This window comes from Halomonas sp. CKK8 (genome assembly GCF_029625235.1).
Lineage (GTDB): Bacteria > Pseudomonadota > Gammaproteobacteria > Pseudomonadales > Halomonadaceae > Halomonas > Halomonas ventosae.
Genome location: NZ_CP121193.1, coordinates 3,866,753 through 3,889,886, shown reverse-complemented (window position 1 = coordinate 3,889,886; position 23,134 = coordinate 3,866,753). Strand labels below are relative to the sequence as shown.

16 protein-coding genes are annotated in these 23,134 nt (G+C 68.1%); 14 read left to right on the top strand and 2 right to left on the bottom strand.

The features are described from left to right. The first annotated feature begins 132 nt into the window (after positions 1-132). Together P8934_RS18330 and P8934_RS18325 are read left to right on the top strand one after the other, a co-directional pair. Positions 133-555: a phasin family protein gene (locus P8934_RS18330; RefSeq protein ID WP_278032284.1), complete on the top strand. Its 423-nt coding sequence runs from the start codon at positions 133-135 to the stop codon at positions 553-555. Positions 556-790: 235 nt separating this feature from the next. After that, complete coding sequence (locus P8934_RS18325) at positions 791-1,960, top strand: cation diffusion facilitator family transporter (RefSeq protein WP_278032283.1); 1,170 nt, start codon at positions 791-793, stop codon at positions 1,958-1,960. Positions 1,961-1,988: 28 nt separating this feature from the next. Here P8934_RS18325 and P8934_RS18320 read toward each other — a convergent pair whose 3' ends face one another. Further along, positions 1,989-3,407, bottom strand: a complete 1,419-nt coding sequence (locus tag P8934_RS18320) for a sigma 54-interacting transcriptional regulator (protein ID WP_278032282.1) — start codon at positions 3,405-3,407, stop codon at positions 1,989-1,991. A gap of 196 nt (positions 3,408-3,603) precedes the next feature. On the opposite strand from P8934_RS18320, the gene speB reads away from it, so the two are divergent. The 4 genes from speB to P8934_RS18300 all read left to right on the top strand — a co-directional run bounded on the left by speB (position 3,604) and on the right by P8934_RS18300 (position 9,137). Continuing rightward, the gene (gene speB / locus P8934_RS18315; protein WP_278032281.1) at positions 3,604-4,554 is read left to right on the top strand and encodes an agmatinase; all 951 of its coding nucleotides are present in this window, start codon (positions 3,604-3,606) and stop codon (positions 4,552-4,554) included. 65 nt (positions 4,555-4,619) lie between these two features. Then, entirely contained in the window at positions 4,620-6,005 is a 1,386-nt protein-coding gene (locus P8934_RS18310) for a YjiH family protein (RefSeq protein ID WP_278032280.1), read from the top strand. 11 nt (positions 6,006-6,016) lie between these two features. Next, complete coding sequence (locus P8934_RS18305; protein WP_278032279.1) at positions 6,017-7,636, top strand: 5-guanidino-2-oxopentanoate decarboxylase; 1,620 nt, start codon at positions 6,017-6,019, stop codon at positions 7,634-7,636. A gap of 40 nt (positions 7,637-7,676) precedes the next feature. Next, positions 7,677-9,137 (top strand): aldehyde dehydrogenase family protein, encoded by a 1,461-nt coding sequence (locus tag P8934_RS18300; RefSeq protein ID WP_278032278.1) that lies wholly within the window; start codon positions 7,677-7,679, stop codon positions 9,135-9,137. Between the two features lie 199 nt (positions 9,138-9,336). On the opposite strand, the gene putA is transcribed toward P8934_RS18300, so the two are convergent. After that, entirely contained in the window at positions 9,337-13,002 is a 3,666-nt protein-coding gene (gene putA / locus P8934_RS18295) for a bifunctional proline dehydrogenase/L-glutamate gamma-semialdehyde dehydrogenase PutA (protein WP_278032277.1), read from the bottom strand. 538 nt (positions 13,003-13,540) lie between these two features. On the opposite strand from putA, the gene P8934_RS18290 reads away from it, so the two are divergent. The 8 genes from P8934_RS18290 (at position 13,541) to P8934_RS18255 (ending at position 23,129) form a co-directional block, all read left to right on the top strand. After that, positions 13,541-14,452 carry a 3-keto-5-aminohexanoate cleavage protein gene (locus P8934_RS18290; RefSeq protein WP_278032276.1) on the top strand — a complete coding sequence of 304 codons (912 nt, stop codon included), beginning with the start codon at positions 13,541-13,543 and terminating at the stop codon, positions 14,450-14,452. Then, a complete protein-coding gene (locus P8934_RS18285; RefSeq protein WP_278032275.1) occupies positions 14,449-15,405 on the top strand; it encodes an L-carnitine dehydrogenase in 957 nt (318 codons plus the stop codon). The genes P8934_RS18290 and P8934_RS18285 overlap by 4 nt, the downstream gene beginning before the upstream one ends. Then, complete coding sequence (locus P8934_RS18280; protein WP_278032274.1) at positions 15,405-15,860, top strand: thioesterase family protein; 456 nt, start codon at positions 15,405-15,407, stop codon at positions 15,858-15,860. Before P8934_RS18285 ends, P8934_RS18280 begins: the two co-directional genes overlap by 1 nt. 176 nt (positions 15,861-16,036) lie before the next feature. After that, positions 16,037-17,680: a BCCT family transporter gene (locus P8934_RS18275; protein ID WP_278032273.1), complete on the top strand. Its 1,644-nt coding sequence runs from the start codon at positions 16,037-16,039 to the stop codon at positions 17,678-17,680. After that, positions 17,670-18,893, top strand: coding sequence for a TauD/TfdA family dioxygenase (locus tag P8934_RS18270; protein ID WP_278032272.1), 1,224 nt, complete (start codon positions 17,670-17,672; stop codon positions 18,891-18,893). Before P8934_RS18275 ends, P8934_RS18270 begins: the two co-directional genes overlap by 11 nt. 292 nt (positions 18,894-19,185) lie before the next feature. Beyond that, the gene (locus P8934_RS18265) at positions 19,186-20,241 is read left to right on the top strand and encodes a GlxA family transcriptional regulator (RefSeq protein ID WP_278032271.1); all 1,056 of its coding nucleotides are present in this window, start codon (positions 19,186-19,188) and stop codon (positions 20,239-20,241) included. Positions 20,242-20,526: 285 nt separating this feature from the next. Beyond that, the gene (gene glyA, locus P8934_RS18260; protein WP_278032270.1) at positions 20,527-21,828 is read left to right on the top strand and encodes a serine hydroxymethyltransferase; all 1,302 of its coding nucleotides are present in this window, start codon (positions 20,527-20,529) and stop codon (positions 21,826-21,828) included. Positions 21,829-21,878: 50 nt separating this feature from the next. Beyond that, positions 21,879-23,129, top strand: coding sequence for a sarcosine oxidase subunit beta family protein (locus P8934_RS18255; protein ID WP_278032269.1), 1,251 nt, complete (start codon positions 21,879-21,881; stop codon positions 23,127-23,129). Positions 23,130-23,134: the final 5 nt, after the last annotated feature.

Below are 23,134 nucleotides of genomic sequence, written 5' to 3'. Positions count from 1 at the left end.
ATTCCTGGCGGACCCAGGGCGGCAGTCCTGTCCCCGGGCTATGTTGCACTGCACAATAATCCCTGCTATTGTGCAGTGCAGCAGAGCGGGATCTCCCGTTCCATCGCATTCAGAGCCCAGGAGGTTCTTATCATGACCAACGCATTCGCATTCGATACCAAGCAGTTCGACACCGCCCAGTTCGAGTCCATGTTCGTCGCCCCGGCGCGTGCCTTCGCCGCCCTGTCCGTCGATCTCACCGAGAAGCTGGTCAATGCCCAGCTCGAGGCCACCAAGGCCTATGCCGACATCAACCTGGCGCAGCTGCGCAGCCTGGTAGAGGTCAAGGATGCCGAGGGTCTTAAGGGCTACCTGGAAGGCCAGCAGAAGGTCGCCACGGAGCTGACCGAACGCCTGAAGGGCGATGCCGAGAAGGTCGTGGCCCTGCAGCAGGAGTTCGTCGAGGAGAGCCAGAAGCTGACCGAGGGCAGCGTCAAGCAGGCCCAGGAAAGCGCCAAGGAGGCCACCGAGACCGCCACCAAGGCCGTCAAGGAAGCCGCTCCCAAGGCCAAGTAAGCCGTGGGCCCGCGACGCGGGCCGCGCTGACGCCAGAGCACAGGCCGCCGATCCATGATCGGCGGCCTGTTTTCGATCGGGGGGCAGGACAGCGCGACTCACCCCGGAGAGGGGGATGCACCCGAAAGGGGGGATGTCAGGCACGCCCGCGCCTTGTGCCAATCTGGACCTTTTCGGTACCATTTTGTCGACGCACCATGGCGGCTTGCACGGCGGAGCATCCCAGGGAACGATCATGCAGACCAACCTCGAGAAGCATCAGGCGACCCGACGCGTCACCTTCCTCTCCGCGGCGATCAACACCCTGCTCGGCGTGGCCAAGATCCTGGTCGGCTGGGTCGTCGGCTCCGCCGCCCTGGTCGCCGACGGTATCCACTCCTTCTCCGACCTGGTGACCGACGGCTTCGTGCTCGCCGCGTCCCACTATGGCCACCAGGGGCCGGACCACGACCACCACTACGGCCATGGCCGCATCGAGACCCTGGCCACCCTGTTCCTGGGCAGCGTACTGATCTTCGTGGCCGGCGCGATCGCCTGGTCGAGCCTCGAGCGCCTCGTCTCCTCTGCCGTGATCCCGCCGCCCGGCTATTGGGCAATCCTGTTGACTGCCCTGGCGCTGCTGTCCAAGGAGTGGCTCTTCCACCTGACACGCCGGGTGGCACGCCGCATCGGCTCGAAGATGCTCGAGGCCAACGCCTGGCACCACCGCAGCGACGTGCTCTCCACCGGCGTGGTGATGGTCGCCCTGGTCGGCAGCCAGTTCGGCGCCACCTGGATCGATACCGTGGCGGCGGTGATCGTTGGCCTGATGGTCGGCAAGGTGGGCTGGGACCTGCTGTGGGAGTCGGGCCGGGAGCTGGTGGATACCGCCCTGCCGGTGGCCACCCAGGAGGAGATGCGCCAGGTGGCGAAAAGCGTCTCCGGCGTCGAGGGTATCCACGACTTGCGCACCCGCCAGTCGGCCGGACATACCATGCTCGACCTTCACGTGGTGGTGTCGCCGCGGATCAGCGTCTCGGAGGGCCACGAGATCGGCAACGAAGTGAGCCGCCGCCTGCGCAATGCCTTCCCCGCCCTCACCGACCTCACCTTCCATATCGACCCCGAGGACGACGCCGGCGAGGGCGACCCCAGCCGCTTCCCGGGGTTGCCGCTGCGCCCCGACGTGGAGGCCGCCCTGGCCGAGCGCTGGGGAGAACTGGACGTCTGGGCGGCGATCCGCGAGATGGAGCTGCACTACCTGGAGGGGGCAGTCACGGTGGTGGTCTGCCTGGACGAGCAATCGCCCTTCGAGAGTGACGCCGTGACCCGACGCCTGGAGGACCGTGCCCGGGACATCGACTGGCTCTCCCACGTCGAAGTTCGCCGCCTGGCGGACGCGCTGCACCTGCCGGCGACCGGCTGACACCGCCGGCATCTCCCCGTCATCATGATCATCGCCGGATGCGCAGGCCATGCTGCTTGAGCTTCCTGACGACGCTCGGCTGGCTGACGCCGAGCCGATCGGCGATGGCGTAGGTCGAGGAAAGAGACTCGCAGAGCTCGGCGAGGATGGTGTGCTCGGTACGGCTCAGGGCATCCTTGAGGCCTTCCTCCTCGCCGAGAGGCGGACAGGAGATGGGGCCCTGGTCAGCGGCGTCGGCGTGCCGGGGCGCGGCGGCAGGATGGCTCGGGCTCGGCGTGTCGGCATGGATCACATCATCGCTGGATAGCCAGGCCCGCTCCAGCCAGTTCTCCAGCTCCCGCACGTTGCCGGGCCACTCCTGGCGCATCAACGACTGCCAGCTGCTCCGAGCGAGGAGCTTCTCCTGGCCATAGCGTCGATTGAGCCGCTTCAGCTGGCGCTCTACCAGGCCGGGTATATCCTCGCGGCGCTCACGAAGCGGCGGCAGGGTGACCGGGATGACGTTCAGCCGATAGTAGAGGTCCAGGCGGAAGGCCCCTTCCTCCACCCGTTGGCCGAGGTCCTGGTTGGTGGCGACCACCAGGCGGAAGTCGACGCGACGGGACTGGTTGTCGCCCAGGCGAGAGATGCGCCCATCCTGGATGGCCTTCAGCAGCTTCGTCTGCACCCCCAGCGGCAGCTCGCCGATCTCGTCGAGAAAGAGCGTGCCGCCCGCGGCCTGCTCGATCAACCCGATGCGTCCGCCAGGCGCGGCACCGCTGAAGGCCCCGGCGCGATAGCCGAACATCTCCGCCTCGAACAGGCTTTCGGGGATGGCGGCACAGTTGACGTCCACGAAGGGGCCATCGCGGCGCGAGCTCCAGCGGTGCAGCTGGCGGGCGAAGGCCGTCTTGCCGACGCCGGACTCGCCGAGCATCATCACGGTCGCGTCGGTGGGGGCCACCCGGCGTAGCAGCAGGGCCACCTCCCGCATCAGCGGACTCTTCACCTCCAGCTCGCCGAGTTCGCTCTCCAGTGCCGCATCCTCCTGCTCGAGTGCCTGGCTGCGCTTCAGGTGGTCGCTGAAGCGCTGCTGCAGCAGGGTGTATTCCTGCTGCAGCAGCTGAAGGTCGGTGAGGTCCATGGAACGGCTGACCACGGCGACCAGCTTTCCCGCTTCGAAGACCGGATGGGCCTGGGCAATCACCCGGCGGCCCGTGCCGGTGCGCTGTGCGATCTGAGCGGGCTGGCCGGTGCGCATCACTTCCAGGCTGATCGACGGGTTCAGCACCCCATCGGCTTCGAGGCGCTGCACGGTGCTGGCACGGAGCTCTTCGCAGGAGATGCCGTAGACCGCGGCGGCACTGGGGCTTACATAGCGAACCTTGCCGTCGGCATCGACCACGAAGAAGTGGTCATGGGCGGTGTCGACGATGGTCCTGAGGATGAGGCTATCGATGGTGCTCATGTGACCGCCTTTGATTCATTGATGCATCAATGATTCATTATTGCATCGCTGACGGGCCGATAGTGATCCAGTTCTGGATCATTGTCCCGCAACAGGTCCGGCATGGCCCCGATAACGGGTTGGCATGGTTTCTGCAAATCAGTATGCAGAGCGCTTGGCGCTTTCAGCACTGACCAGGAAACCAGAGGACGTTCCCATGAGTGACTTCAACCAGCCCCTGGGTGGCAACGAGATGCCGCGATTCGGTGGGCCCGCCACCATGATGCGCCTGCCGACCCAGGAGCGCGCCGAGGGCCTGGATGCCGCCTTCATCGGCGTGCCCATGGACATCGGCACCTCCAATCGCCCCGGGACCCGCCTGGGGCCTCGCCAGATCCGTGACGAGTCGCGGATGCTGCGTCCCTACAACATGGCGACCCGCGCCGCGCCCTTCGACAGCCTGCAGGTCGCGGATATCGGCGATGTGCCGATCAATACCTTCAACCTGCCCAAGAATCTGGACATCATCTCCGGCTTCTATGACCGGGTGCTGGCCCATGACTGTGTGCCCCTCACGCTGGGCGGTGATCACACCCTGACCTGGCCGGTACTGCGCGCCATCGCCAGGAAGCACGGCCCGGTCGGCCTGATCCACGTCGATGCCCATGCCGATGTCAACGAGCAGATGTTCGGCGAGGAGGTGGCCCATGGCTGTCCGTTCCGCCGCGCCCAGGAGGAGGGGCTGCTCGACGCCAACCGCGTGGTGCAGATCGGCCTGCGCGGTACCGGCTATGCCGCGGAGGACTTCGACTGGTGCCGCGAGCAGGGCTTTCGCGTCGTTCAGGCCGAGGAGTGCTGGTACAGGTCGCTCGCGCCGCTGATGGCCGAAGTGCGAGAGCAGATGGGCGACGGGCCGGTCTATATCTCCTTCGATATCGATGCCCTCGACCCCTCCGTCGCGCCGGGCACCGGCACCGTGGAGATGGGTGGTCTCACCGCTCAGCAAGGACTGGAGATCGTGCGCGGTGCAGCGGGGCTCAACGTGGTGGGCGGCGACCTGGTCGAGGTGGCGCCCCCCTATGACCCGAGCGGCAATACCGCCCTGATGGGCGCCACTCTGCTCTACGAGATGCTCTGCGTGCTGCCGGGCGTGAAGCGTCGCGATTGAAGCCTCCGGCCTACCAATAGGCCTGCCATAGATTCATACAATGACAATTCCAGCCGAGGTACTCCATGTCATCCTCTCTCGATAGTTCCGACAACATCGCGCTCGAGGGCGCGCCGCTCTCGCGCCACGGCCTGATCAAGTTCCTGGTGCCGTCACTGATCGGCGTGCTGCTGTTCCTGGTGCCCTTCTCGGTAGGCGATACCATCAATATCGGCATGGGGTTCGCCGCCGATGGGCTCAAGGCCCTGCTGGGTGAGGCGCTGCCCGCCATCGCCACCCTGGTACTCTGTCTGTCGTTCGTGCTGACCCTCTACGTGAAGGCCGCCAGGCCTTCCTGGGCGCAGGGCAGTGCGCTGGGGGAGCTGTTCGACGTGGCCCCGCTGTGGACGGTGATGCGCGGGCTCGGGGCACTGTTCGCGCTGATGACCTACTTCCAGGTCGGGCCGGCGTTCGTCACCGCCTCCTTCACCGGTGGCGTGATGCTCAATGACCTGGCGCCGGTCCTGCTGACCTTCTTCTTCTTTGCCGCCATCCTGCTGCCGTTCCTGGTCGACTTCGGCTTCATGGAGTTCATCGGCAGCCTGCTGCGTACCCCCTTCCGCTGGATCTTCGGCCTGCCCGGCCGCAGCGCCATCGATGCCACCGCCTCCTGGATGGGCTCCGGCACCGTCGGTGTCCTGATCACCACCCAGCAGTACGAGAAGGGCTTCTACAACTGCCGCGAGGCGGCGGCCATCGCCACCAACTTCTCCATCGTCTCCATCGCCTTCGCCATCCTGGTGACCAGCTTCATCGGCATCAATCACCTCTTCGTGCCCTTCTACCTGACGGTGGTGGTGGCCGGGCTGGTGGCCGCGGTGATCGTGCCGCGTCTGCCGCCGCTCTCGCGCAAGCCCAACAGCTACTACGAGCCGGTGGGCTGCCAGCTTCAGGAGGAGCGCACCGGTGATCAGGGGCTGCTGCGCTATAGCCTTGGCATGGCCGTCGCCCGCGCAGAGCAGGCACCGGGGCCGCGTCAGCTGGTGCGCATCGCGCTGTTCAACGTCGCGGATATCTTCTTCGGCCTGCTGCCGCTGGTGATTGCCATTGGTACCGTGGCGCTGATCCTGGCCGAGTTCACGCCGCTGTTCACCTGGCTGTCGATGCCCATGGTGCCGGTTCTCGAGTGGATGGGTCTGCCGGAGGCCGAGGCGGCGGCGCCTGCCACCCTGGTGGGCTTCGCCGACATGTTCCTGCCGGCGGTGCTGGGCAGCAACATCGAGAGCGAGCTGACACGGTTCGTGATCGCTTGCCTGTCGCTGACCCAGCTGGTCTACATGTCCGAGATCGGCGCGCTGCTGCTGAAATCGAAGATTCCCCTCAAGCTGTGGGAGCTGGTGGCCATCTTCCTGATCCGGACCGCCATCACCCTGCCGATCATCGTCGTCATGGCCCACTGGCTGGTGGGATGAGGGAGCTCCAGATGACCTGTGCAGAACTGCTCATTCGCCTGCTGCGCGACACCTACGGCGTGGATACCGTGTTCGGTATCCCCGGCGTCCATACCGTCGAGCTGTATCGTGGACTGGACGGCGGTGAGCCAGCCGGTGGCATCCGGCATGTCACCCCGCGTCACGAACAGGGCGCGGGCTTCATGGCCGACGGCTATGCTCGGGCCACCGGCCGGCCGGGAGTCTGCTTCATCATCACCGGCCCCGGCATGACCAACATCGCCACGGCCATGGGCCAGGCGCTGGCCGACTCCGTCCCGATGCTGGTGATCTCCAGCGTCAGCCGCCGCGATACGCTGGGGCGCGGTCAGGGCCGCCTGCACGAGCTGCCCAGCCAGCAGCAGCTGATGGCGGGGCTCTCCCGCTTCAGCCACACCCTGCTTGACCCTGACGGTTTGCCCGAGGCCCTGGCCAGGGCGTTTGCGGTGTTCGAAGGGGGCCGGCCGGGGCCGGTGCATATCGAGATTCCCATCGACCTCTTCGAGGCCCCGGTAGCGGAACCGGCCAGCTGGCGCCGCACGGCTCTGACCAGTGCGGCGCCGGATCCCGATGCCCTGGAGACGGCCGGTGACTGGCTGGCACAGGCGAGGCGCCCCCTGGTGCTGCTGGGGGGCGGCTGCGTCAGGGCGCCGGAGGCGGCAAGGACGCTGGTGGCCGCCCTGGATGCCCCGACGGTCACCACGATCAATGCCAAGGGGCTGCTCGGCATCGACCACCCCCTGGACCTGGGCGCCAATGCCTCCCTGCCCGCCGTGCGTGAGCTGGCAAGAGACGCCGACGTGGTGCTGGCGGTCGGCACCGAGCTGGGCGAGACCGATTACGACGTCGTCTTCGATGACGGATTCTCCCTCTCGGGACGGCTGATTCGCGTGGACATCGACCCCGAGCAGCTGGCCAGAAACCAGTCGGCTGACCTGGCACTGGTGGCGGATGCCGGGGCGACCCTCAAGGCGCTGGCCGCGCGCTTCGCCGAATCTCCCCTGCAGCGCGGCGGCGTGGACCGGGCCCGGTCGACTCGGGAGGCGCTGGGGTTGTCGCAGGACCCCGCCTTCGCGCCCTATGTGCCACTGTTCGACACCCTCCGTGAGACCCTGCCGGAGGCCATCCTGGTCGGTGACTCCTGTGCCACCACCTATGCCGCCAACCACCTGGTGGCCCAGCCGGCGCCGCGGCGCTTCTTCAACGCCTCGACCGGCTACGGGACGCTCGGCTACGGCCTGCCCGCCGCCATGGGCGCCAGTCTTGGACAGCCCGGGTTGCCGGTCGTGGCGCTGGTGGGTGACGGCGGCATCATGTTCACGCTGACCGAGCTGGCCTGTGCGGTGGAGGAGGGCCTGCCGGTGGTGATCCTGCTGTGGCACAACCAGGGCTATGAAGAGATCCGCCGCTACATGGATGGCGCGGATGTCCCGCGACTGGGCGTGGATATCCAGGCGCCGGATTTCCAGATGCTGGCCGCCGGATTCGGCTGCGTTGCCCGTCGCGTTGGTGATCCCGAGGCCCTGGCCACGGCGATCCGCGGACGCCCCCGGCAGGGGCCGTTGCTGATCGAGATCGACGCGGCGGCCTGGAATGCCGCGGTGCAGGAATAGCATCTCACCGAACCGGAACCCCACTGTGAGAGAGGCCCCCATGCAACAGCTGACACGCCAGTACATCGACAATCGCTGGGTCGAGAGTGCCGGCCAGCGCCGCCTGCCCGTCACCGACCCTTACCGCCAGGAGACCATCGCCGAGGTCACCGCCGGCGATGCCACGGATGTGGACGCCGCCGTGGCCGCCGCCCGCCGCGCCCTGACGGCCTGGCAGGCGCTGGGCGGTGAGCGCCGAGGTGCCTATCTGTCGACCTTCGCCGACGCCCTTGAGGCACGTCGGGATGCGCTGATGCGCCTTTCCTCCCGCAATAACGGCAAGGCCCTGGCCGAGGCGGGTATCGACCTGGATGATGCCATCGCCTGTTACCGCTACTACGCTGGTCAGGCTGCCGAACTGGAGGCGCGCCAGGGGCGCATCGTCGAGCACGGCCTTGACGGCATCCGGGCCCAGACCTACGAAGACCCCGTTGGCGTGGTGGGGTTGATCACCCCCTGGAACTTTCCGCTGGTAACCAGCGCCTGGAAGATTGCCCCGGCCCTCGCGGCCGGCTGCACCGTGGTGTTCAAGCCCTCCGAGGTCACCCCGCTGCCCGAACAGGCGGTGGCCGAGGTCGCCGAGGCGGTCGGCCTGCCTGCCGGCGTGCTTAACCTGGTGCACGGCGACGGCGAAGGCATCGGGGCGCCGCTCACCGCCCATCCCGGCGTCGACAAGTTCTCCTTCACCGGCAGCAACGCGGTGGGAGAGAAGGTGATGCGGGCGGCGGCCGAGGGCGTCCGTAACGTCTCGCTGGAACTGGGCGGCAAGTCCCCGATCCTGGTGCTGGAGGATGCCGAGGTCGAGCAGGCCGCCGATTGGGTGATGGCGGGCATCTACTTCAACTCCGGCCAGGTCTGCTCCGCCACCTCGCGGCTGATCGTCCATGCTGCCCTCGCCGAGCCGCTCTATGCGGCGCTGGCCAAGCGCCTCGATGCCATTCGCCTGGGAGACCCCCTGGCCAGCGACACCGACATGGGCCCCATGTCCAGCGCCCGCCAGCGCGAAGCGGTCGAGCGTTACCTGGCGGTGGCGCGGGAGGAGGGACTTGTGGCGGTGCGCGATGGCCGGCATCGCCAGCTGCCCGAGCGCGGCGAGTTCGTCGCCCCGACGCTCTATCGCGATGTGCCGGTCGAGAGCCGCCTGTGGCAGGAGGAGATCTTCGGACCGGTGCTCTGCGGGCGAAGCGTCTCCAGCGATGACGAGGCCATCGCGCTCGCCAATGCCAGTCCCTTCGGCCTGGCCGCCACGGTGGTCGCCGGTGATGTCGAACGGGCCCGGCGGGCAGGGCAGCAGCTTCGCGCGGGCAGCATCTGGGTCAACAGCGAGCAGGTGGTGATGCCGGAAGCCAGCTGGGGCGGCTTCGGCATCAGCGGCATCGGCCGTGAGCTGGGCCCCTGGGGACTGGCGGAGTACCTGCAGGTGAAGCACCTCATCGGGCCCGAGGCAGGCGGGCACGTTTGACCAGCGTCCCTGACGCTCAGGTCATCGATCCTTGATTGGTGGCCTGTTCTCGATGTGTGGCAGGCATGGCGCGCAGCGCCTGACTGCTGCACCAAGAAGCGCCGGGGCTCAAGGCCCCGGCGTAGCGGTTGGGAAGGCTCTCCCCGGGTGAAGCTGCCGCGCCTGCCTCGGCGGGATGCCGCTGGCAGACGCGTCGAGCCTATTCGGCCGTCGCCAGCAGGCTGGCGTTGCCGCCTGCTGCGGTGGTGTCGATGCACAGGTGACGCTCCACCACGTAGCGCTCCGGCGCGATGGTCTGGGTCTCGAGCGAGACGATGGCGCCGTCGCGCTCGGCGAGCGCAATGCGCAGCTCGCGGGTCCAGTCGCTGTCGCCAGCTGCGGCCACGGTCTCGATCCCCCTGATCGTGGTCAGCGTCTCGGCCGCGACGCTGCCGTCGAGCGCGGCGACGGGCGCCCCGGCATCGATCAGCGGCTGCACGGCCTGCGCCGCGCCGGGGGCAACGACGACGGCCGGCGAGCCCGCGCCCAGCGCCTGCACTGCCTGGGCGACGGCGATGTCCAGCGTCGGCCCGAGGCACAGGGCCGGGCCCTTCGGATACATCGCCAGGCGGTTGCTTTCGCCCGTCGGCCCCGGCAGCGTCTGGGGCGTCATGTCCAGCGCCGCGGTTTCGGCGAGCGCCTTGCGGACCACGCCACCCTTGCCGGAGAGCGCCTTGCGCAGCACCTCGACCCGATCGCGCCGCGCTGCCCAGTTGCGTGAATCCAGCCCGTCGAGGGCCGACTGCAGATCCCCGACGGTCACGGCATTCCCTTTCGGCGCCTCAAGGCGCTCGATGGCGGCGGTACGGCGGAAGCGGTTGACGTAGAGCGGGCCGCCGGCCTTGGGGCCGGTACCCGAGAGGCCCTCGCCGCCGAAGGGCTGGGAGCCGACGATGGCGCCGATCTGGTTGCGGTTGACGTAGATGTTGCCGACATGGATCCGCTCGACGATCTGCTGCACGCGATCGTCGATGCGGGTGTGCAGGCCGAAGGTCAGGCCATAGCCCCGGTCATTGATGTCATCGACCACCTTGTCGATGTCGCGCGCCTTGAAGGTGGCCACGTGCAGCACCGGGCCGAAGATCTCGCGCTCGAGGTCCTCGATGCCGCCGACCTCGACCACGGCCGGGGTGACGAAGGTGCCGGTGTCCGGCGCGGACAGCTTTTTCAGCACCTTGCCGGCCTTTTCCTGCGCCGCGACATAGGCACTGATATCGGCCTGGGCCTCGGCGTCGATCACCGGCGAGACGTCGGTGTCGGTGTTCCAGGGGTCGCCGATGGTCAGCGCGTCCATGGCACCATCGAGCATCGTCAGCAGCCGATCCCGCGCCTCCTCCTGTACGTAGAGCATCCTCAGCGCCGAGCAGCGCTGGCCGGCCGACTGGAAGGAGGAGATCAGGATGTCGCGCACCGCCTGCTCGGTCAGCGCCGTGGAGTCCACGATCATGGCGTTGAGCCCGCCGGTCTCGGCGATCAGCACGGCGTCCGGCCCGGCATTCTTCGCCAGGGCCTTGTGGATGATCTGTGCCACCGGCGTCGAGCCGGTGAAGCAGACGCCGGCGATCCGCGGATCGCTGGTCAGCGGCCCGCCCACCGTGGGCCCGTCGCCGGGCAGCAGCTGCAGCGCCGCCTCGGGCAGGCCGGCCTCGCGCATCAGCTCGACGGCCCGCGCGGCGATCATGGGTGTCTGCTCGGCGGGCTTGGCGAGCACCGCATTGCCGGCCGCCAGCGCCGCGGCGAGCTGGCCGGTGAAGATGGCCAGCGGGAAGTTCCACGGGCTGATGCAGACGAAGATGCCTCGAGCGCTACCCGGCTCTTCGGCGTCCAGCCGCTCGCTCTCGTTGGCGTAATAGCGCAGGAAGTCCACCGCCTCGCGCACCTCGGCGATGCCATCGAACATCATCTTGCCGGCCTCGCGGGTACAGATCACGGTCAGCTCGGCGATGTGCGCCTCGTAGAGGTCGGCGGTGCGGCGCAGCACCTCGGCCCGCTCGGCCACCGGTCGCGCCGACCACTCGCGGAAGCCCGCCTCGGCGGCGTCCAGTGCGGTCGCCACCTCTTCCGGGGTCGCCTCATGCACCTGGCCGACCACCCGCGAGGTGTCGGCGGGCGACACGACATCGTTGGCCGGCCCCTGGGGTGCCGGGCTTCCCGCCAGCATGGGCCCGGCGGTCCAGGTGGTGTCGGCGAATTTCTCGCGAGCCGCCAGCAGCGGCAGGATCGAGGCGGGTTCGTTGATCCGGTAGCCGCGGGAGTTCTTGCGCTCGGGGGCGAACAGCTCGCCGGGCTGGCGGATCATGGGGCTGGCGATGGCGTCGCCGAGCTGCTGCATCCCGGCCACCGGATCCTTCGAGACCTCGCTGGGGGGAATCGAATCATCCACCACCTGGTTGACGAAGGAGGAGTTCGCCCCGTTCTCCAGCAGGCGGCGGACCAGGTAGGCCAGCAGGTCACGGTGCGCACCGACCGGGGCATAGATGCGGCAGTGCGTGTTCTCCGACTGCTTGACGATATGGTGCAGCGACTCGCCCATGCCGTGCAGGCGCTGGAACTCGTAGCTGTCCTTGTCGTCGCCGCCCATGGCGACGATGGCGGCGCAGGTATGGGCGTTGTGGGTGGCAAACTGCGGGTAGATGCGGTCGCGCCGGTCGAGCAGCAGCTGGGCGCAGGCCATGTAGCTGACATCGGTGTTGACCTTGCGGGTGAAGACCGGGAAGGTCTCGACGCCCATCTCCTGGGCCAGCTTGATCTCGGTGTCCCAGTAGGCGCCCTTGACCAGTCGCACCATGATCTTGCGGTCGAGGCGCTCGGCCAGGTCGTAGAGCGCCTCGATCACCGGCCCGGCACGGCGCCCGTAGGCCTGCACCACGATCCCGAAGCCGTCCCACCCGTCGAGGCTGGGGTCGGCCATCAGTGCCTCGATCACGTCCAGCGACAGGTCCAGCCGGTCCTGCTCCTCGGCGTCGATATTGAAGCCGATATTGGCCTTGGCCGCCTGCCGTACCAGTTCCTGGGCGCGCGGTACCAGGGTTTCCATCACCGTATCGCGGTGGGTGGTTTCGTAGCGCGGATGCAGCGCCGAGAGCTTCACCGAGATGCCGGGGCTGCCGCGCACGTCACCCTTGGCCTGTTTGGCGATGGCGGTGATCGCCTTGGCGTAAGCCTCATGATAGCGCTGCGCATCATCATCGGTGCGCGCCGCCTCGCCCAGCATGTCGTAGGAGTAGGTGTAGCCCTGCTTCTCGAGCTCGCGGGCATTCTTCATGCCCTCCTCGATAGTCTGGCCGAGCACGAACTGGCGGCCGAGGATGCGCATCGACTGGCCGACCGCCTTGCGCACCACCGGCTCGCCCATCCGGCGAACCAGGCCGCGCAGCGCCCGCGCCGGGCCCTTGGGATCGTCATCCAGCACCTTGCCGGTCAGCATCAGTGCCCAGGTCGAGGCGTTGACCATCGACGACGACGACTTGCCCAGGTGCGAGCCCCAGTCGGAGGGCTCGATCTTGTCGTGGATCAGATCGTCGATGGTCTCTGCGTCGGGCACGCGCAGCAGCGCTTCCGCCAGGCACATCAGGCCGACGCCCTCGGCAGTGGAGAGACCGTATTCGGCGAGGAACGCCTCCATCATCGAGGGCGACCTTTCCTTGCGTACGCGCGCTACATAGTTGGCACCTACATCAGCCACCCTGCGGCGCTCCTCCTCCGACAGCTTGATCTGTCCGACCAGCTCATGCAGCACCGCTGCCTCGTCGGCCGAATAGTGTTCGCGGATCCGTCCTCGCAGCTCGCTGACGGCCCCATGCGGATGAAGGTTGGCTTTGTTCATGGTCGATCTCCCTGGATGGCCGACACGCAGCGTCGATGCGCCGCTTGGATGTTGTCGTTCTTGTCGAAAGGTGATGTTGCAGCTTAGGCGTTTCGGCACGGGTTGCGCCAACCTGCTCGACGACGGAGATGGCCTGATGGGCAGGCGAGAAGCAGGCCGCCTCGCCGTTAATGATGCCAGCCTTCCTGCCTGGAAAGGGCGCTGCTTGGGCGCTGGTGCTTGGCGCCTTGAGCGTTGAAAGCGCGTCACCCGACAGGCCTCGAGAATCCAGCGCGAGGGCCCACCACCGGGTCGCCGGCGGGCTCAGTCATGATCGCCAGACACCAGGCGCCGTGACTTACCCGGTTTATCTCTCTTTCCTGATCTCACCCGTTGGCCACATGCCGTGGCGTCGGCGCGTCCTGCTGCTCGCCTTTGGCGTCAGGAACTCGACGTGAATGTCGTTTGATGTGGTTTTTTCGTCGTTACTGGTCAAAACACTAGGCCGGGATGCCCCCACACTGTAGGCACATCCTCGTTGAGCCACAGGAGGCCGAACGTGAACCGCAATGTCATCCTGACCTGCGCCGTCACCGGCGCCGGCGACACCACCGCCAAGAACCCCAACGTGCCCGTGACCCCGAAGCAGATCGCCGACGACTGCATCTCGGCCGCCCGCGCGGGTGCCAGCGTGGCCCATATCCACGTGCGCGACCCCGAGACCGGCGGCATCAGCCACTCCGTCGACCACTTCCGTGAGGTGATGCAGCGGGTGCGCGAGGCCGACGTCGACATCGTCATGAACATCACCGCCGGCGGCGGCGGCGACTGGATCCCCGCCGTCGAGGATCCTACCCGCGGCGGCCCGGGCACCGACATCCAGACCCCGGCCGAGCGCCATGCGCCGGTGGGCGCGCTGCTCCCGGAGCTCTGCACCCTGGACTGCGGCAGCCTCAACTTCGGCGACATGGTCTACGTGAACCCGGCCGACTGGCTGCGCGAGCACGCTCGCCTGGTGCAGGCCGCCGGCGTGAAGCCCGAGCTCGAATGCTTCGACCTGGGCCACGTCTGGTTCGCCCGTCAGCTGCAGAAGGAGGGCCTGATCGACGGCGACCCTCTCTACCAGCTCTGCCTGGGCATCCCCTGGGGCGCCGAGGCGGACCCCGAGACCATGCTGGCGATGCGCAACAAGCTGCCGGAGAACGCCAACTGGGCCGCCTTCGGCATCGGCCGCCAGCAGATGCCCATGGTCGCCCAGGCGATGCTGCTCGGCGGCCATGCCCGGGTCGGCCTGGAGGACAACCTCTACCTCGAGAAGGGCGTGCTCGCTACCAACGGCGGCCTGGTCGAGAAGGCCGGTACCCTCATCGAGAACCTCGGCGGGCGTATCATGACCCCCGCCGAGACCCGCGCCCACCTGGGGCTGCGCGACCCCAAGACCGGCCAGATCGTCACCGGGGGTGAGGCATGAGCCAGCGACTCGCCGTGATCGGCACCGGGGTGATCGGCAACGGCTGGATCGCCCGCGCCCTGTCCCGCGGCTGGGACGTGGTGGCCTTCGACCCCGATCCCGAGGCCCCGGTGCGCACCCGTGCCTTCGTCGCGGGCGCCTGGGCCTCGCTCGAACGGCTGGGGCTCGCCGAGGGCGCCAGCCTCGAGCGGCTGCGCTTCGCGGACAGCCTCGAGGAGGCCGTGGCGGGCGCCGACCTCATCCAGGAGAACGTGCCGGAGCGCCTGGCGCTCAAGCAGGAGATCCTCGCCGCCATCGACGCTGCCGCGGAAGACCAGGTGGTGATCGGTTCGTCGACGTCCGGCTTCAAGCCCAGCGACCTGCAGCGGGACTGCACCCGGGCGCCCGGCCGGGTGATCGTCGCCCACCCCTTCAACCCGGTCTATCTGCTGCCGCTGGTGGAGCTGGTCGGCGGGGCGGCCACCGAGCCCGAGCAGGTCGAGCGCGCCCGGGCCCTCTACCAGGCGCTGGCGATGCGTCCGCTGGTGGTGCGCCGCGAGATCGAGGGGCATATCGCCGACCGCCTGATGGAGGCGCTGTGGCGCGAGGCGCTACACCTGGTCAATGACGGCGTGGCCACCACCGAGGAGATCGATGCCGCGGTGGTTTACGGCTGCGGCCTGCGCTGGTCGCTGATGGGTACCTTCCTCACCTTCCACCTGGCCGGCGGCGAGCAGGGCATGCGCCATATGCTCGAACAGTTCGGCCCGGCGCTGAAGCTGCCCTGGACCAAGCTGGAAGCCCCCGAGCTCACCGATGAGCTGATCGACAGGGTCGTCGAGGGCTGCGAGCACCAGGCAGCCGGCCGCCCGGTCGCCGAGCTCGACCGCCGCCGCGACGACTTCCTGGTGGAGCTGCTCGACCTGGTGCAGAAGTACTGGCCCGAGGCAGAGGGCCTGGAGGGGCGCATCTGATGGCACTGCTCGAGACCCGCGTCGCTCCCGAGTGGGTCGACTACAACGGCCACATGAACGACGCCGAATACGCCCGGGTCTTCTCCCTGGCGGTGGAGGCGCTGATGGACCATATCGGCCTGGATGCCACCGGCCGCCAGCGGCACGGCTATACGATCTACACCCTGGAGACCCACCTCTGCTACCGGCGCGAGGCCCATGAGGGGCAGCCGCTCAGGGTCGCCCTGACCCTGCTGGATCGCGATGCCAAGCGGCTGCATGTCTTCTTCGAACTGCTCGACGAGGCGGGCAACCTGCTGGCTACCAGCGAGCAGATGCTGATGGGCATCGACAGCGAGGCCGGGCGTCCCGCGCCCTTTCCCGCGCCCGTCGAGAGCGCCATCGGCGCGCTGCCCCATGTTGCGCGAGAGGCCTGGCCGGAACTGGCCGGGCGCACCATCGGCATACGCCGTTAGACCCCGCGTCCAGAACCAACAGCGATCGGCCGCCCACTCCAGGGGCGGCCCGACGGGATTGCCGGCCCGTGGTCCGGCCAAGGAGGATATGGCTTATCGCTACGTCGACTCCCCCCACTCGCCCCTCGTCCTTGTCGCAGGGCGCCAATCCGCACGCCGAGTCGACCACCGACTACATGGTGACCGAGCTCGCCCAGGGCGGCGTCTTCCAGGGCATGCACAAGGGCATGACCCTCACCGCAGGCGCCCTGGTGCTGGCCTTCGTGCTCTTCACCGGGCTCGGCTCCGAAACCGCCGGCAGCGTCTTCGGCGCCGCTCGCGCCTGGATCGAGAGCACCTTCAGCGGCTACTACCTTGTCACGGTGATGCTGCTGCTGGCCGTGTGTGCCTTCATCGTGCTCAGTCGCTTCGGCAGCGTTCGCCTGGGTACCGACGATAGCCGCCCCGAGTTCAGCAACTTCGCCTGGTTCTCGATGCTGTTCTCCGCCGGCATCGGGATCGGCATCCTGTTCTTCGGCGTCGCCGAGCCGGTCTTCTACCTCGACGACACCGGCGCCTTCGGTTATCCCAACAACCCCCACGCCGACATGGCAGGCGCCACCAGCATCGGCCATGAGCGCGCCATCGATGCCCTGCGCGTCACGGTCTTCCACTGGGGCCTGCATGGCTGGGCGATCTACGTCATCGTCGGCATGTCGCTGGCCTACTTCGCCTACCGCAAGGGACTGCCCCTCGCTCTCAGGTCGGCCCTGTATCCCTTTATCGGTGAGCGCATCTTCGGCCCGCTGGGCCACCTCTTCGATATCCTTGGCGTGCTGGGCTGCGTCTTCGGGGTCGCCACGTCCCTGGGCCTCGGCGTCAGCCAGATGGCCGTGGGCCTGGAGCGCCTGGTGGGTATCGGCGCCGGCCTGGATACCCAGCTGATCCTGATTGCCCTGATCTCGATGGTCTCGATCCTTTCGGCGGTCACCGGGGTCCGGCGCGGTATCAAGGTGATCTCCGAGCTCAATATCTGGATCTCTGTGCTCGTGGTCGGGGTCTTCCTGATCGGTGGCCCCACCCTGTGGCTGACCACCGCCTTCGGCGAGACCCTGCTCGACTACGCCGTCACCTTCATCCCCATGGGCCTGTGGTTTGCCGACGAGCCCGCGACCGTGGAGTGGCAGCAGGGCTGGACCATCTTCTACTGGGGCTGGTGGCTGGCCTGGGCCCCCTTCGTGGGGCTGTTCATCGCACGTATCTCCAAGGGCCGCACCCTGCGCGAGTTCGTCCTCGGCGTGCTGCTGGTCCCGACCCTGATCATCTTCGTGTGGCTGATCATCTTCGGCGGCAACGCCATGTATCAGGAGCTCAACGCGGCGGGTGGCGCGGGCAGCGCCGGTATCATCGAGCTGGTCAACGCCTGGAAGCTGCCGGCGGCGCTGTTTGCCACCGCCGACGGCATCGTCGGCACCGGAACCTTCGGCTGGCTGCTCTCGGCCATGATGGTGTTCCTGCTGATGAGCTGGTTCGTCACCTCGTCCGACTCGGGGACCCTGGTGCTGACCACCATCCTGTCACTGGGCGACGAGGAGCCGCCGCGCCGCTTTCGGGTCCTCTGGGGCGTGGTCATCGGCCTGGTGGCCGCGGTGCTGCTGCTTGCCGGTGGCCTCACCGCACTGCAGACCGCCTTGATCGCCGCCGCCCTGCCGTTGAGCGGTGTCATCCTGGTCATGACCGCTGGCGTGCTGCTCTCGCTGTTCCGCGAGCCCCTCGATGCACGGCGGCCGGCCTCTGCGAAACTTACGTCAACACACCCAGGAGGCTCACGTGACCGCTGACCTTCCCCCGACACCCGACTATGACGCCTGGCCCATCGAGGCCGACCTCGAGGCCGTCTCCTTCACGCCGCGCCTGGTGACGGTGCGCTGGAGTGACGGCCGCGAGAGCCGCTATCACGGCGTCTGGCTGCGCGAGAACGCCGCCGATGACTCCACCGTCAACCCGGCCACCCGCGAGCGCATCCTGGATCTCTCCACGCTGCCCGCCTGGCCGGAGGTCGCCGGTGCCGAGGTCGATGCCGCCGGCGCGCTCTGCGTGGACTTCGCCCCCGAGGATCGCCGCCTGCGCTTCCATCCCGGCTGGCTGCGCGCCCACGACTACGATAACGCGGGCGATCCCGAGGCGCCGCTGGTACCGGTGACGACCTGGGAGGGCGGCCCCGGGGAAGGCCCGGACAGCCTCGATGCCTCCGGCCTGCTCGACACCGAGGCGGGGGGCGAGGCCGAGGAGGCGATCCTCGCGCCGGCACTTGCGAGCGTGCTGGGCAAGGGGATGGTGCGGCTGCGCGGCCTTCCCACCGAGCCTGGCTCGCTGGAAGCCATCGCCCGGCGCATCGGCCCGGTGCGGCCCACCAACTTCGGGCTGCTGTTCGACGTCAAGGCCAAGCCGGACCCGGACTCCAACGCCTACACCGCCATTGCCCTGCCGCCCCATGTCGACCTGCCGACCCGGGAATACCAGCCGGGGCTGCAGATGCTGCACTGCCTGGAGAACAGCGTGGAAGGCGGCGAGGCGGTGATGCTCGACGGCTTCGCCGTGGCCGAGACGCTGCGCGAGCGCGACCCCGAGGCCTTCGCCACCCTGACCCGGGTGCGCTGGTGCTTCGCCAACACGGCGAAGACCACCGACTACGTCTGGTATTCGCCGATGATCTGCCTCGACGAGCGCGGCGAGCTGCTCGAAGTGCGCATCGCCGACTTCCTGCGCGGTCCCCTGCAGGCCCCGTTCGAGGAGGTGGAGCCGGCCTATGAGGCGCTGATGACACTGCAGCGCCTGCTGCATGAGCCCGAGTTTGCCATCCGCTTCACCTATGCCCCTGGGGACCTGGTGATCTTCGATAACCGTCGCCTGCTGCATGCCCGCGATGCCTTCGAGGGCGCCAGCGGCCACCGCTGGCTGCAGGGCTGCTATATGGAGCGCGACGAGATCCGCTCGCGCTACCGCATGGTGCTGCGCGCGCGGCGCCAGCGGCGGGTCGCCGCCTGGGCCTGAGGCCTCGCGACCGGTGGCGTTTGCGTTTGGCTCTCGCCAGGCTCATGGGTCGTGGCCTGGCTTACGCGAGTATTTTGGGGTGTCATTGATGACGTGCAGGCAATCCCCTCGTGAGACTGCCAGCTGAAAATGTCGCTTCCCCGCCCGTAAGTCGGCGGGGGTGACCACCTTGATTTTCGAGGTGACGATTGGCGAAGGATGGCGTGGCTGATTCTGCTGTATGTGGTGTTGGCGCGGAGGGCAGGATACGCTGACTTCCTGGATTGAGTCCGTGACCGGAGATTGTCTTGCCATGACGCCAGGCACCACGACGGGCCTCCTTCGCCAGGGAGAGCCACTATCGGTCGGCTTCGTCCTGCTGCACCGCTTCACCCTGCTGCCCTTCGCCGCCTTCGTCGACTGCCTGCGGCTGGCCGCCGACGAGGGAGATCGCAGCCGCCAGCTGCGCTGCCACTGGACCTTCATGACCAGTGCCGGGCAGGAGGCCCTCTCCAGCTGCGGTGCCGCCATCTCGCCCTGCCTGTCGTTCCGTGATCCCGCCGAGTTCGACTACATCGTGGTGATCGGTGGCGTGCAGGCGCAGAAGGAGCGACAGGATTCCAACGCCCTGGCCTACCTGCGCCAGGCGGCCGAGGCGGGCGTGCCACTGGTGGGCCTGTGCACCGGCGTCTTCGCCCTGATCCAGGCAGGGTTGATGAAGGGGCGGCGCTGCTGCGTCAGCTGGTACCACCACCGCGACATGATACAGCGTTTTCCCGCCATCGAGCCGGTGGCCGATCGCCTGTTCATCGACGACGGGGACCGTCTCACCTGCGCCGGTGGCGCGGCGGCGGCGGACCTGGCCGCCTATCTGGTCGAGCGCCACCTGGGCAAGGCGTGGGCCATGAAGAGCCTGAACATCATGCTGCTCGACGAGGCTCGCGCCGGCACGCATCAGCAGCCGCAGCCGGTGGTGTTCGGCAAGATCGAGGATCGCCTGGTGCGCCGTGCCATCGCCGTGCTCGAGCAGCACCTGGGCGAGGCCATCTCCATGGATGCGCTGGCCGAGCGGGTGGGCACCTCCCGACGGCATCTGGAACGCCGCTTCCGCGAGATCCTGGGGGTCGGGCCGCAGAAGTTCGCCCGCGACCTGCGCCTGCGCTATGGCCTCTGGCTGCTGCACTACACGGGCAAGAGCATCACCGAGATCGGCGAGCGCTGCGGTTTCGCCGACACGGCCCACTTCTCGCGCCAGTTCCGCAGCGCCTTCGACATGACCCCGTCGGAGATGCGCAAGCGTGCCGGCGACCCCGGCAGCGACCGGGTCGACCCCTTCTTCCTGCATATCGAGGGCCGGCCTTCGCTCTGAGCCCTCGGCTAGAGCCCAGGGCTCGCGTGTCCTCGCGCTTGCCGTCAGCACGCAGCAGCCCGGCGCTTTCCCGCTTGCCGAGCGGCAAGCAGTGTTCCTGGCGTTCAGGAATCCTGTCGCATCTGTTCAATCCCTTCCCCTCGCCGTCGTCTTTAATCGATGCGTACGCCGGACGCGCTGCGTGGCGGTTATCCATGCATAAGGATTTCAAATTTTTCCCGCTGGCAGCTTGCCGATAGATTCGAGTAACACCCTGCCCGCTACCGATAACAACAGGAGCCAGTCATGAACCAGGTAGGTCTCGCCGCCTTCGATTCCCAGATCGCCGCCGCCATCGCCGACGAGGTGGCCCGCCAGGAGGCCCACGTCGAGCTGATCGCCTCGGAGAACTACGCCAGCCGCGCCGTGATGGAGGCCCAGGGCACCCAGCTGACCAACAAGTACGCCGAGGGCTACCCGGGCAAGCGCTACTATGGCGGCTGCGAGCATGTCGACGTGGTCGAGCAGCTGGCCATCGATCGCGCCTGCGACCTGTTCGGCACCGACTACGCCAACGTCCAGCCGCACTCCGGCGCCCAGGCCAATGCCGCGGCCTTCATGGCCCTGGTCAAGCCCGGCGACACCGTGCTGGGCATGAGCCTGGCCCACGGCGGCCACCTGACCCACGGCGCGGCGCCCAACTTCTCCGGCAAGCACTACCACGCCGTGCAGTACGGCCTGAACCCGGAGACCGGCGAGATCGACTACGAGGAGGTCGAGCGCCTGGCGCGCAGCCACAAGCCGAAGATGATCATCGCCGGCTTCTCGGCCTATGCCCGTGTCGTCGACTGGCGGCGTTTCCGCGCAATCGCCGACGAGGTGGGCGCCTGGCTGATGGTCGACATGGCCCATGTGGCGGGCCTGGTCGCCGCCGGCCACTATCCGAGCCCGATTCCCCACGCCCACGTGGTCACCACCACCACCCACAAGACCCTGCGCGGCCCGCGTGGCGGCCTGATCCTCTCCGCCGCCGGCGACGCGGATCTCTACAAGAAGCTCAACGGCGCGGTCTTCCCGGGCCAGCAGGGCGGCCCGCTGATGCACGTCATCGCCGCCAAGGCGGTGGCCTTCAAGGAGGCCATGAGCCAGGAGTTCGTGCAGTACCAGCGGCGGGTGGTCGACAACGCCCGCGCCATGGCCGGGGTCTTCCTCGAGCGCGGCTATGACGTCGTCTCCGGCGGCACCGACGACCACCTCTTCCTGGTCTCGCTGATCAAGCAGGGCGTCACCGGCAAGGACGCCGACGCGGCCCTCGGCCGTGCCCATATCACCGTCAACAAGAACGCCGTGCCCAATGACCCCCAGAGCCCCTTCGTCACCTCCGGCCTGCGCATCGGCACCCCGGCGGTGACCTCCCGCGGGTTCGACGAGGCAGAGTGCGGCGAGTTGGCGGGCTGGATCTGCGACATCCTCGACGTCCTGGCCGAGCGCCGCAGCACGGGGGCGGTCGAGGACGAGGTGCGTGAGAAGGTCGCCACCCTATGCGAGCGCCATCCGGTCTACGGCGACGCCGCTGCGGCCGCGGTACGCGAAGCCGCTACCGCCTGAACCCGAACAGGATCGGCCCCGCCGCGCGGGGCTGGCCGAGGAGGAAGAAGATGCAACGCTATTCAGGCTTCGGGCTGGCCAAGCACGCGCTCAGCCACCACGAGAACTGGGAGCGCCAGTGGCGCAGCCCCACGCCCAAGAAGCAGTACGACGTGATCATCGTCGGCGGCGGTGGCCATGGCCTGGCCACCGCCTACTACCTGGCCAAGGAGCACGGCATCACCAACGTGGCCGTGGTGGAGAAGGGCTGGCTGGGCGGCGGCAACACCGCCCGTAATACGACGATCGTGCGTTCCAACTATCTGTGGGACGAGGCGGCGGCGCTCTACGAGCACTCCATGAAGCTGTGGGAGGGGCTCTCCCAGGACCTCAACTACAACGTCATGTTCTCCCAGCGTGGCGTGATGAACCTGGCCCACACCCTGCAGGACATGCGTGACGTCCAGCGCCGGGTCAACGCCAACCGCCTCAACGGCATCGACAGCGTGGTGCTCACCCCCGAGGAGATCCAGGAGATCGTGCCGATCATGGACTGCTCGAAGAACGCCCGCTACCCGATCCTCGGCGCCTCCTGGCAGCCGCGGGCCGGCGTGGCGCGCCATGACGCCGTGGCCTGGGGGTTCGCTCGGGCCGCCGATGCCCTGGGCGTGGACATCCTGCAGAACACCGAGGTCACCGGCTTCAAGATCCGCGACGGCCGGGTCTACGGGGTGCACACCAACCGCGGCGACATCGAGGCCAGGACCGTGGGCTGCGTGGCGGCCGGCAACTCCGGGGTGCTGGCGAAGATGGCCGGCTTCCGGCTGCCGCTGGAGTCCCACCCGCTGCAGGCGCTGGTCTCCGAGCCGCTCAAGCCGGTGCTCGATACCGTGGTGATGTCCAACCACGTGCACGGCTACATCAGCCAGACCGACAAGGGCGACCTGGTGATCGGTGCCGGCATCGACGGCTACAACGGCTACGGCCAGCGCGGCAGCTACCCCACCGTGGAGCATACCCTGCAGGCCATCGTCGAGATGTTCCCGATCTTCTCGCGGGTGCGCATGAACCGGCAGTGGGGCGGCATCGTCGACACCTGCCCGGACGCCTGCCCGATCCTCTCCGCCACGCCGGTGAAGGGGCTGTTCTTCAACTGCGGCTGGGGCACCGGTGGCTTCAAGGCCACGCCGGGCTCGGGCCACGTCTTCGCCTGGACCCTGGCCAAGAACCAGGCCCACCCGATCGCGGCCCCGTTCTCCATCGACCGTTTCCACACCGGGGCTCTCGTCGACGAGCACGGCGCGGCCGGCGTTGCTCACTAAGGAGG

Bases quoted from the DNA above. Each gene is read 5' to 3' on its own strand.
- P8934_RS18330 (WP_278032284.1), top strand. From the start codon at position 133: ATGACCAACGCATTCGCATTCGATACCAAGCAGTTCGACACCGCCCAG.
- P8934_RS18325 (WP_278032283.1), top strand. From the start codon at position 791: ATGCAGACCAACCTCGAGAAGCATCAGGCGACCCGACGCGTCACCTTC.
- P8934_RS18320 (WP_278032282.1), bottom strand. From the start codon at position 3,407: ATGAGCACCATCGATAGCCTCATCCTCAGGACCATCGTCGACACCGCC.
- speB (WP_278032281.1), top strand. From the start codon at position 3,604: ATGAGTGACTTCAACCAGCCCCTGGGTGGCAACGAGATGCCGCGATTC.
- P8934_RS18310 (WP_278032280.1), top strand. From the start codon at position 4,620: ATGTCATCCTCTCTCGATAGTTCCGACAACATCGCGCTCGAGGGCGCG.
- P8934_RS18305 (WP_278032279.1), top strand. From the start codon at position 6,017: ATGACCTGTGCAGAACTGCTCATTCGCCTGCTGCGCGACACCTACGGC.
- P8934_RS18300 (WP_278032278.1), top strand. From the start codon at position 7,677: ATGCAACAGCTGACACGCCAGTACATCGACAATCGCTGGGTCGAGAGT.
- putA (WP_278032277.1), bottom strand. From the start codon at position 13,002: ATGAACAAAGCCAACCTTCATCCGCATGGGGCCGTCAGCGAGCTGCGA.
- P8934_RS18285 (WP_278032275.1), top strand. From the start codon at position 14,449: ATGAGCCAGCGACTCGCCGTGATCGGCACCGGGGTGATCGGCAACGGC.
- P8934_RS18280 (WP_278032274.1), top strand. From the start codon at position 15,405: ATGGCACTGCTCGAGACCCGCGTCGCTCCCGAGTGGGTCGACTACAAC.
- P8934_RS18275 (WP_278032273.1), top strand. From the start codon at position 16,037: ATGGTGACCGAGCTCGCCCAGGGCGGCGTCTTCCAGGGCATGCACAAG.
- P8934_RS18265 (WP_278032271.1), top strand. From the start codon at position 19,186: ATGACGCCAGGCACCACGACGGGCCTCCTTCGCCAGGGAGAGCCACTA.
- glyA (WP_278032270.1), top strand. From the start codon at position 20,527: ATGAACCAGGTAGGTCTCGCCGCCTTCGATTCCCAGATCGCCGCCGCC.
- P8934_RS18255 (WP_278032269.1), top strand. From the start codon at position 21,879: ATGCAACGCTATTCAGGCTTCGGGCTGGCCAAGCACGCGCTCAGCCAC.